Source organism: uncultured Cetobacterium sp., assembly GCF_947039425.1.
Classification (GTDB): Bacteria; Fusobacteriota; Fusobacteriia; order Fusobacteriales; family Fusobacteriaceae; genus Cetobacterium_A.
This window is the reverse complement of record NZ_CAMQYW010000046.1, coordinates 1-10,335: the sequence shown is the minus strand read 5'-3', so window position 1 is coordinate 10,335 and position 10,335 is coordinate 1. Positions and strand designations below refer to the sequence as shown.

General features: G+C 30.7%; 10 protein-coding genes and 1 rRNA gene. 7 read left to right on the top strand and 4 right to left on the bottom strand.

Going from position 1 to position 10,335, the window contains the following annotated elements; genetic code table 11:
- From Q0V09_RS04310 to rrf, 7 genes are all read left to right on the top strand, one after another.
- Positions 1-1,195: ABC transporter ATP-binding protein (locus Q0V09_RS04310; protein ID WP_297487329.1), on the top strand; the 1,195-nt coding region annotated here is incomplete at its 5' end.
- Positions 1,188-2,237: an ABC transporter permease gene (locus Q0V09_RS04305; RefSeq protein ID WP_297404756.1), complete on the top strand. Its 1,050-nt coding sequence runs from the start codon at positions 1,188-1,190 to the stop codon at positions 2,235-2,237. The genes Q0V09_RS04310 and Q0V09_RS04305, both read left to right, overlap by 8 nt.
- Complete coding sequence (locus Q0V09_RS04300; protein ID WP_297487327.1) at positions 2,237-3,118, top strand: ABC transporter permease; 882 nt, start codon at positions 2,237-2,239, stop codon at positions 3,116-3,118. Before Q0V09_RS04305 ends, Q0V09_RS04300 begins: the two co-directional genes overlap by 1 nt.
- A 19-nt stretch (positions 3,119-3,137) precedes the next feature.
- Positions 3,138-4,049 (top strand): DUF1385 domain-containing protein, encoded by a 912-nt coding sequence (locus tag Q0V09_RS04295; protein WP_297404754.1) that lies wholly within the window; start codon positions 3,138-3,140, stop codon positions 4,047-4,049.
- A 114-nt stretch (positions 4,050-4,163) separates the two neighbouring features.
- Complete coding sequence (locus Q0V09_RS04290) at positions 4,164-4,466, top strand: cysteine-rich small domain-containing protein (RefSeq protein ID WP_297404753.1); 303 nt, start codon at positions 4,164-4,166, stop codon at positions 4,464-4,466.
- A 17-nt stretch (positions 4,467-4,483) separates the two neighbouring features.
- A complete protein-coding gene (gene clpB / locus Q0V09_RS04285) occupies positions 4,484-7,054 on the top strand; it encodes an ATP-dependent chaperone ClpB (protein WP_297404752.1) in 2,571 nt (856 codons plus the stop codon).
- 81 nt (positions 7,055-7,135) lie between these two features.
- Positions 7,136-7,252: ribosomal RNA gene (gene rrf, locus Q0V09_RS04280) — 5S ribosomal RNA — on the top strand.
- A gap of 69 nt (positions 7,253-7,321) precedes the next feature.
- Here rrf and Q0V09_RS04275 read toward each other — a convergent pair.
- The 4 genes from Q0V09_RS04275 to hprK all read right to left on the bottom strand — a co-directional run.
- Positions 7,322-7,642 carry a cell division protein SepF gene (locus tag Q0V09_RS04275; protein WP_297404750.1) on the bottom strand — a complete coding sequence of 107 codons (321 nt, stop codon included), beginning with the start codon at positions 7,640-7,642 and terminating at the stop codon, positions 7,322-7,324.
- A 35-nt stretch (positions 7,643-7,677) separates the two neighbouring features.
- Entirely contained in the window at positions 7,678-8,619 is a 942-nt protein-coding gene (locus tag Q0V09_RS04270) for a bifunctional oligoribonuclease/PAP phosphatase NrnA (protein WP_297487325.1), read from the bottom strand.
- Positions 8,606-9,523: a YitT family protein gene (locus Q0V09_RS04265; protein WP_297407118.1), complete on the bottom strand. Its 918-nt coding sequence runs from the start codon at positions 9,521-9,523 to the stop codon at positions 8,606-8,608. The genes Q0V09_RS04270 and Q0V09_RS04265 overlap by 14 nt, the downstream gene beginning before the upstream one ends.
- A 15-nt stretch (positions 9,524-9,538) precedes the next feature.
- Positions 9,539-10,335, bottom strand: a 797-nt coding sequence (gene hprK, locus Q0V09_RS04260) for an HPr(Ser) kinase/phosphatase (RefSeq protein WP_297487323.1), incomplete at its 5' end; no start/stop codon positions are given.

Below are 10,335 nucleotides of genomic sequence, written 5' to 3'. Positions count from 1 at the left end.
TAAAAAAGGTATGTCTTTAGATTTAGCTACTGCTAAAGAAAATGTTAAAAAAGTTTCAGAAAAATATGGTTTAGCAATTAATCCAGATGCTCTTATTTCTGATCTTTCTATTGGAATGCAACAAAGAGTAGAGATTCTTAAAATTCTATTTAAGGGTGCTAATCTTCTTGTTTTTGATGAGCCAACTGCTGTTTTAACTCCACAGGAGATTAAAGAGTTATACAAAATAATGGATAACTTAATTGCTGAAGGAAAAACAATTATTTTTATCTCTCATAAACTTCAAGAGGTTTTAGACATCTCTGATAACATTACCGTTATTCGACGTGGTAAAGATATTACAACATTCCCAACTAAAGATGCAACTAAAGAAAAGATAGCTAATGCTATGGTTGGTAGGGCTGTTTTATTCACTACAGAAAAACCTGTCGTTGAAATTGGTGAAACTGTCCTTACTTTAAAACACGTAAGTGTTAAGGATCAATTTGGTGTTTTAAAAGTAGAGGATGCGTCTTTTACTATTAGTAAAGGAGAAGTTTTAGGTATAGCAGGAGTAGAAGGAAGTGGTCAAACTGAGCTTGTTGAAGCTTTAACAGGTTTAAGAGATACTTGTTCAGGAGAGATGATTTTAGATGATGTTCTTTTAAAAAGAAAAACACCTAGAAAGATTTCAATGCTTGGTCTAGCTCACATTCCTGAAGACAGACATAAAAGAGCAGCTATATCACAATTTAATGTTATGGAAAACTTTGCTCTTGGACTTGAAAGAGACGAATACTCTAAAAATGGTCTTTTTAATTTTGCTAAACTTAAAGCTGATGCTAAGATGTTTATGGAAAAGTATGATGTTAGACCTAGAAATATTGATACTGCCTTTGGTAGACTTTCTGGTGGAAACCAACAAAAAATTATTGTTGCTAGAGAACTTGAAAAAAAGAATAACAATTTAATTATTGCTGGTCAACCAACTAGAGGAGTAGACATTGGAGCTATTGAATCTATTCATAAGTTAATACTTAATGAAAAAGCCAAAGGAAAAGCTGTTCTTGTAGTTTCTTCTGAACTTTCTGAAGTTTTAAACTTATCTGATAAAATTGCTGTTATGTGTGCTGGAAAAATAACTGGTATTCTTGATAGAAAAGATGCCAATGAAGAAAAAATCGGAATATTAATGGCAGGTGGGAAACTTGATTAAAAACAAAAAACTATTAAATATTTTAGTTCCAATAATAGCAGTTGCTATTGCCCTTTTAATTGGTGCAGGAATTATTTTCTATATGGGTGTTAATCCATTAACAGCGTATTACTACTTATTTACAGGTGCTTTTGATGGTGTAACTCCTATAGCTAGAACTCTTTTAGAAGCAACTCCACTTATTTTTACAGGTCTTGCTGTTCTATTTGCATTTAAAGGTGGTATGTTCAATATCGGTGCTCAAGGACAGATGATTATGGCTGGACTTACTGCTGCTGCAATTGGTGGTTTTATAACTAATACTTATATTAGTAATCCTGTTGTTATCTTACTTGTTGGTGGTTTTGCTGGTTTCCTTTGGGCCGCTATTGCTGGTTATTTAAAAGCAAAGCTTGGAGTTCATGAAGTTATTTCAACTATTATGCTTAACTATATAGCTATTAGTTTTGAACAATACTGTCTTAACTATCCTTTAAAAGCACCTGGATACAATCCACAAACTCCATCTGTTATTGAAGCTGCTAGATTAGGTAAACTTTTAGATATTAGAGTCCCATTGAACTACGGCTTTATAATAGCCTTAGTTGCTGTTTTTTTAGTTTGGTTTATTTTAGAAAAAACAATTCTAGGATATCACGTTAAAGCAGTAGGATTCAATCCTACTGCTGCTGAAAATAACGGTATAAACGTTAGAATGATAACTATTGTTACTTTAGGTATTTCTGGTTTCTTAGCTGGTCTTGGTGGAGTTGAAAGAGTTCTTGGTGGAGTTGGTCAATATGCTTATAAAACGGGACTTACGGCTTCTTATGGATTTGATGGAATAGCTGTTGCTCTTCTTGGAAAAAATAATCCCATTGGTGCTTTACTTGCTGCTATTCTTTTTGCTGCTTTAAGAGTTGGTGGAAGATCTATGCAATTTAATACTGATGTTCCTAGCCAAATGGTTATTATGATTCAAGCTATTATTATTTTATTAATTGCTGCTGAAAATATGATTAGATCTTGGTTAGAAAAAGGATCTAAAGGAGGAGCTGAGTAATGCATTCTATTATAATAAGTTTAATTTTTGCAACTTTTAGACAAGCTGCTCCAATACTAATTACTGCTATTGGTGGTATGTTTTCTGAAGTTACTGGTGTTGTTAATATAGGACTTGAAGGTATGATGTTAATGGGAGCTTTTGCTTCTGCTGTTGTATCATACTATACTGGAAGTTGGGTTCTTGGAATTATTGGTGGTGCATTAGCTGGTGGACTTATAGCCCTAATTCATGCTATTATAAGTATAAAGTATAAGGGTAATCAAACTGTATCTGGTGTAGCTATAAATCTTTTTGCTTCTGGATTTACAATTTTTATGCTTAGAGTTTTATTTGAACAAGCATCTAACAGTCCTGTTGCAACTAGAATTCCTGTTATTTTTAACTTTTCATTGTTAACATATATAATTTATGGAATTGCTATTTGGGCAAACTATTTCTTATATAAAACTGTAACAGGTCTTAGAATGAGAGCTGTTGGTGAATATCCACTTGCTGCTGATACTGTTGGTATTAGCGTTGATAAAGTAAGATATTTTGGTGTTGTTATGTCTGGTGTTTTTGCTGGTCTTGGAGGTACTTACTTAGCTATTGGAGCTCTTAGTCAGTTTTCTAAAGAGATGTCTGCTGGAAGAGGTTTTATAGCTCTTGCTGCACTAGTTTTCGGAAAATGGAAACCTAAGGGAGTTTTATTTGCAAGTTTACTTTTTGGTTTTGCTGATGCTTCACAAACATTAATTCAACAACATGTTCACTTTATACCACCACAGTTTATTCAAATGATACCTTATATCTTAACTCTTCTAGCTCTTGCTGGAGTAGTTGGTAAAGCAGTGGCACCTAGTGCTTCTGGTAAACCATATGATAAAAATACAATCTAAAAACTAATGGATGGTGATTATGAGTAAAGAAAAATTTTCAAGCGTTGGTGGACAAGCTGTTATAGAAGGAGTAATGATGAGAAATGCTGATCTTCTCGCTACTGCAGTTAGAAGACCAGACGGTGACATTGTTTATAAAAAAACACGTATATCTAAAAATAGAAGTAAACTTGCTACAATTCCTTTTTTAAGAGGAGCTATCACTTTATTTGATGCCCTTGTTTTAGGAGTTAAAGAGCTTACATTTTCAGCTAATCAAGCTGAGGTTGAAGAGGAGCAGCTATCTCAAAAGGAGGCTGTTATGACAACTATTTTTTCATTGGCATTAGGAATAGGACTTTTTATTGTTCTTCCCTCTGTGATTAGTAGTTTTCTTTTCAAAGATAATAGAGTTCACAGTAATCTATTAGAGGCTGGACTTAGACTTAGTTTCTTTGTTCTTTATATCTTTTTAATCTCTTTTTCAAAAGATATTAAAAGAGTATTTCAGTATCATGGTGCTGAACATAAATCTATATATGCCTATGAACAACACTTAGATTTAACACCTGAAAATGCACAAAAATTTACAACTTTACATCCTAGATGTGGAACTAGCTTTTTACTTATTGTTATGTTTATTGCAATTATTGTTTTTACTTCACTTGATTTTATACTGCCACCACCTACAACTTTCACAATGAAACTTTTAACTAAAGTTGTTTTAAGAGTAATTTTTATGCCACTTATTGCAGGGATCTCATATGAGTTACAAAGATATACAAGTAATCATCTTGATAACTTCTTTGTAAAACTTATTGCTGCTCCTGGAATGGCACTTCAAAGGCTTACTACTAAAGAACCTGATTTAGCTCAATTAGAAGTTGCTCTTGTAGCTCTTAAAGTTGTTATTGGTGAACCTGTAGATAATGCAATTGAAATAAATGTATAGTATTAAATAATTAGTAGTTTAAGAAATTCTTAAACTACTTTTTTTTGTTTTTTTCTTGATTTTATTCTCTAAGAAGAGTATATTAAGATAAAATAGTAATTTATGGAGGGGTAAATGAATTATAAATTTAATCAAAATAAAGCTTGCGAATTTTTTCCATGTCACAAAATGGAAAACTTAGAAGAATTTAGTTGTATGTTTTGTTACTGTCCACTATATATGTTAGGTAAAGAGTGTGGAGGTAATTTTAAATATACTGCTGGGGGAATTAAAGATTGTTCAAATTGTATTCTTCCTCATATTAAAGATGTTGGTTATGATCACATACAAAAGAAAATGCTCCATGTTATTGAGTGTGTAAGAAATGAGCACCTTAGAGATATTGGGGAGGAAGATAAAATAATAAATTTAAAATAATTAAGAGGTGATGAATTATGAATCCAAATGATTTTACAGAAAATTCCATGTTGGTATTAACAGAAGCTCAAAATCTGTCTCAGCACTATATGCAACAAAGTATTAAACCTGAGATTTTAGCTTTAGCTCTTGTTGTTCAAAAAGAAGGACTTATAGGTAAGGTTCTAAATAAAATGGGAGTTAATACTAACTCATTGCTTTTAGGTTTAGAAAATCTTTGTGATAAATTACCAAAAATTCAAGGTGCAACTCAAACTACTGGCCTTGACAATAAAACAAACCAAATAATTATGGAAGCTCAAAATCTAATGAAAAAAATGGGTGATTCTTTTATTAGTGTAGAACACTTATTCATGGCTTTACTAGATAATACATCTTTTTTAACTTCCCTTGGAGTTAATAGAGATACCTTTGAAAAAGCCATCTTAGAAATTAGAGGTAATAAAAAAGTAGACTCACCAAACCCTGAAACTAAGTATGAAGTTTTAGAAAAATATGGAAGAGACCTTGTTGAATTAGCTAGAGAGGGGAAAATTGACCCAATTATAGGTAGAGACGCTGAAATTAGAAGAACTATTCAAATAATATCTAGAAGAACTAAAAATAATCCTGTTCTTATTGGAGAACCTGGTGTTGGTAAAACTGCAATTGCTGAAGGGTTTGCCCAAAGAATATTAAATGGTGATGTTCCTGATTCATTAAAAAATAGAAAAGTATTCTCTCTTGATATGGGATCACTTATAGCTGGTGCTAAATTTAGAGGAGAGTTTGAAGAACGTTTAAAAGCTGTTCTAAAAGAGGTTGAAGATTCAAATGGAGAGATTATTCTTTTCATTGATGAAATTCATACTATTGTTGGAGCTGGTGGAAGTGACGGAGCTATGGATGCTGGAAATCTTCTTAAACCAATGCTTGCTAGAGGAGAGATTAAGGTTATAGGAGCTACTACTTTAGATGAATATAGAAAATATATTGAAAAAGATCCCGCTCTTGAAAGACGTTTCCAAACTGTTTTAGTTGATGAACCAACAGTTGAAGATACTATCTCTATTTTAAGAGGTATCAAAGAAAAATTTGAAGTATTTCACGGAATTAGAATTACAGATGGAGCTATTGTTGAAGCTGCTGTTCTAAGTAATAGATATATTCCTGATAGACAGCTTCCTGATAAAGCTATTGACTTAATTGATGAAGCTGCTGCTATGATTAGAACAGAAATGGACTCTATGCCTGAGGAACTTGACCAATTAACTAGAAAAGTTCTACAACTTGAAATAGAAAGAGAAGCATTGAAAAAAGAGAGTGATCCTTACTCTAAAGAGAGACTTGATATTTTAGAAAAAGAACTTTCAAACTTAGTAGCTAAAAAATCTATTTTAAAAGCTCAATGGGAAAATGAAAAACAGGATATGAATAAATTAAAAGATATTAAAAGTGAAATTGAAAAAGTTAAACTTGAAATATTAGAAGCTGAAAGAAAATATGATCTTAATAAGCTTGCTGAATTAAAATATGGAAAACTTGCAACTTTAGAGAAAGAGTTAGTAGCAGAACAAAAAAGACTTGAAGAAGCTTCATCTACAAATAAACTTATTAAGCAAGAGGTTACTGTGGAAGAGGTTTCTGAAATCATCTCTAAATGGACTGGTATTCCACTTTCTAAACTTATGGAAAGTGAAAAGGAAAAACTTTTAACTTTAGAACAAAACTTAAATGAAAGAGTTATAGGACAAGAGGAAGCTGTTAAAGCTGTTTCTGAAACTATTTTAAGAGCTAGAGCTGGATTAAAAGATCCAAATAGACCTATCGGTTCATTTGTATTTTTAGGACCTACTGGTGTTGGTAAAACATATCTTGCTAAATCTCTTGCATACTTCTTATTTGATAATGAGGAAGCTGTTGTTAGAATTGATATGAGTGAATATATGGATAAATTCTCTGTTACTAGATTAATTGGTGCACCTCCAGGTTATGTAGGATATGAAGAAGGTGGACAATTAACAGAAGCTGTTAGAAGAAAACCATACTCTGTTATTCTATTTGATGAGATTGAAAAAGCCCATCCTGATACTTTTAATATTTTATTACAAGTTTTAGATGATGGTAGATTAACTGATGGTCAAGGTAGAATGGTAGATTTTAAAAATACACTTATTATTATGACCTCAAATATTGGTAGTCACTTAATTCTGGAAGATCCAACTTTAAATGAAAAAACTAGAGATGATATTAACTCTTTACTTTTTGCTAATTTTAGACCTGAATTCTTAAATAGAATTGATGAAACTATTTTATTTAAAGGACTTGGCCTTGAAGAGATTAAAAATATAGTAAAACAGATTTTAGGTTCTTTGGAAAGTAAATTAAAAGAAAGAAAAATCAATTTCCAAATAACTGATGTAGCTTCTGAATATTTAGCAAAATCAGCTTATGATCCTCAATTTGGTGCTAGACCACTTAGAAGATATGTTCAAAAATATATTGAAACAGAGATTGCTAAGCTTATTTTAAAAGGTGATGTTAAAGAGAGAGAAACTATAGAAATAGCTTATGAAAATGATAAAATAACATTTAACGTTGTAAAATAGTGAAAAAAGGAACTAAATTAGTTCCTTTTTTTATTTTTTGTATTGACACATATTAATTTTTATGATACTATCTATATATAGCTTGGCAGCAATAGCTACGGAGGTACACCCAGTAACATTTCGAACCTGGAAGTTAAGCCCGTAAACGCCGAAAGTACTTGGGGGGCAGCCCCCTGGGAGGATAGGAAGTTGTCAAGCTTTTTTATTGGCTGAATAAAAAACTAAAAATATCTTTAATGAAAAAAGGACCTAAAATTAGGTCCTTTTTTACTTTTTATTATATCTCGGTATAATCTCTTCCTCTTCATCAAATCTTGTATTTGAAATATCTTTAGATATCTCTTTATATTCTAACTGATAACTTTTATTTTTAGGAATTGAACAATATATTTTATCTCCAGGGTTAATTATTTGCCCCTCTTGAATATGTACTGCCCCACTAATAAAATCAAGTATTCTTTGTGATTTTTCTGAATCTAAATCACTTAAATTTATATGAACTATTTTCTCTGCTTTAATGTACTCAACACATTTTAAACAGTCTTCAAATCTAGTTGGTTTTAAAAAAACTATATCATAATCTCCCATAACTCTCCTCCTTCTTTCTTTTGATTATACACTATTTATAAATTTTCTACTACTTTTTTTACTATTTCATCAAAAGGAAGAGAACTTGTAAATCCTGCTGCCTTTATATGGCCACCACCATTAAAAAGCCCTGCTATAGCATTTACATCCTTATCTCTTTTACTTCTCATACTACCCTTTATTAATCCATTTGGCTCTCCTCTTAAAAAGAGAGAAACCTCACTTTCATTAAAATTAATAATCTCTTCAACAACACCTTCAGTATCGTCTTTACTAGCTCCTATCTCTTTTAATGTTTCATAAGGTAAGTAAAAATACACTAATTTTTTTCCAGATACAAACTTCATATCACTTAAAGCTTTTCCTAATATCTTTATTCTTTCCATTGATTTTGATTTAAAAAAATCATTTACTATTTTGTTATTATTAACTCCTATAGCCATAAGTTTTGATGCTACATTAAATGTTTCACTTGTTACGTTACTATGAGCAAAGTTTCCTGTATCATTTACAAGTCCTAAATAAAGTGCACTTCCCATATTAATATCAATTGGAATTTCTAAAAATTCAAGAACATTATACATTAATTCTGATGTTGATGATATATCTTTTACTAAATTTAAATCTCCATAATTTGGGTTACTTATATGATGATCTATATTTATTTTATACATATTTTTTACTATATCTGCTACATCTCCAGTTCTTTCTAGTGTTGCTGAATCAACTAAAATAGCTAATTCATACTCTTTAGAATCTATATTCTTTGAACATTTTATCTCATTTATACCCTCTAAAAATTTAATATTTTTAGGAATCTCATCTTGAAGTGTAAAATCTATTTTCTTATTTGGATATTTTTTTCTAAGTCCTAATAAAAGTGCAAGTCCTGCACCTATTGTATCTCCATCAGGATTTACATGTCCTCCTATTAAAATACTTTCCATCTCTTCTATTTTATCTTTAATTTTTTTCATCTGTTGGTCCTTTCTCATCTTTTTCTAACATTCTTTGTTCAAAAGTATATCCTCTTCCCATAACTTCATGGACATCAGAAACCACAATAAATGCTTCCTTATCTATTTCCATTACAAGTTCCTTTAAAAGGTGTATCTCTCTATTTCTTAAAACTGTTGTAATAACATCTCTATCCTTTTTAGAATATAGTGCCTTTGCAATATAATGGTTTCCTGTTTTTCTTAAATCATTCACTATTATTTTTCTAACTTTTTCTACTTCAGATGTTATTATATATGCCATTTTAGCATTTCCCATACCATTGATAATCTTATTAATAACAATTCCACTTGCATAAAGATTTATTAATGCAAAAAGAGCCTTTTCTGCACCAAAAATATATGCTGCAAATAATACAACAGTTGAATCGACTAAAATCAGCCCTTGTCCTATAGGTATCTTAAAAAACTTATTTAAAATTCCTGAAATTATATCACTTCCACCAGTAGTTCCACCACTTTTTATTACTATTCCAAGACCTACTCCCATTAAAACTCCACCATAAAGTGTTCCTAAAATAAGATTTCCTGAATTTGAAAAATCAATCAATTTATCTATATGAGGAAATATCCATTTTAAAAGCTCTACATTTAATGATAAAAATGTAATACCTGCAAGGGTTTTAGCTCCATAAGATCTTCCAAACACCTTAACTCCTATTAAAAAAAGAGGTATATTAATAACAAAAATTAAAGTTCCAACTGGAATTTTCGTTATATAATTTAATAAAATTGACATTCCTGTTGCTCCACCTGGTGCTAATTTAGATGGTACTAAAAAAGCATTAATTCCAACTGAAGCTATCATTGTTCCAATAAAAATACACACATAATCTTTCAAAACTCTTAATTTTTTTCTTTTCACTTCTGCCCCCATAAGTTAGTTTGTTTTATTTATTTTTATCTTTTTTTTCATCTCTTCCAAATACATTTCATCTGAGTTATAACCCATTCTTTTTGCCATTAAGTTCATAACTGCAATTTCAACCATAGCTGCAGCATTTCTTCCTGATGATATATATAGTTTAAACTTAGGTATTTCATTTCCCAATATTATTTCTGAAGACTCTTGATAATCCATAGCTGTTAAGTAATCTTCACTTTTCAATTCTTGAAGCTCTATTATTATATCTAATCTTTTACTTATTCTAACTGCTCCTACACCATAAAGTGCTTTGACATCAATTATTCCAAGTCCTCTTATCTCCATAAAATATGGAAGCTTAGAAGCTCTTCCTGTTATATCTCCTATTACACCTTTTTCAAGTCTTACAGCATCATCTGCTATTAATCTATGTCCTCTATGTATAAGTTCAAGTGCTGTTTCACTTTTTCCTATTCCACTTTTTCCAGTTAATAGAACTCCAAAACCATATAATTCTACAAAAACACCATGAAGTGATATTGATGGCGCAAAATAGTTTTCTAAATATGCACTAAATGTTGCTACTATATGACTTGGTCTATCAAGTGATGTCTCTAAAAGAATAACATCTTTTTCTTTTATTATATCTAAAAAATACTCAGGTATCTTCTCTATCTTAGAAACTATTACAACTGGGAAATGTTCTTCAAAATATCTTGATAGGTTTTTATTCCTTTCCTCTTCTGTTAATTTTTCTAAATAGTTAAACTCTCCTGGGCCAAATAATTGTATTCCTTTATATCCCTCTTGAT

Coding starts and splice junctions, on each gene's coding strand:
- Q0V09_RS04300 (WP_297487327.1), top strand. CDS start 2,237: ATGCATTCTATTATAATAAGTTTAATTTTTGCAACTTTTAGACAAGCT.
- Q0V09_RS04270 (WP_297487325.1), bottom strand. CDS start 8,619: ATGAAAAAAATTAAAGATAAAATAGAAGAGATGGAAAGTATTTTAATA.
- Q0V09_RS04275 (WP_297404750.1), bottom strand. CDS start 7,642: ATGGGAGATTATGATATAGTTTTTTTAAAACCAACTAGATTTGAAGAC.
- clpB (WP_297404752.1), top strand. CDS start 4,484: ATGAATCCAAATGATTTTACAGAAAATTCCATGTTGGTATTAACAGAA.
- Q0V09_RS04295 (WP_297404754.1), top strand. CDS start 3,138: ATGAGTAAAGAAAAATTTTCAAGCGTTGGTGGACAAGCTGTTATAGAA.
- Q0V09_RS04290 (WP_297404753.1), top strand. CDS start 4,164: ATGAATTATAAATTTAATCAAAATAAAGCTTGCGAATTTTTTCCATGT.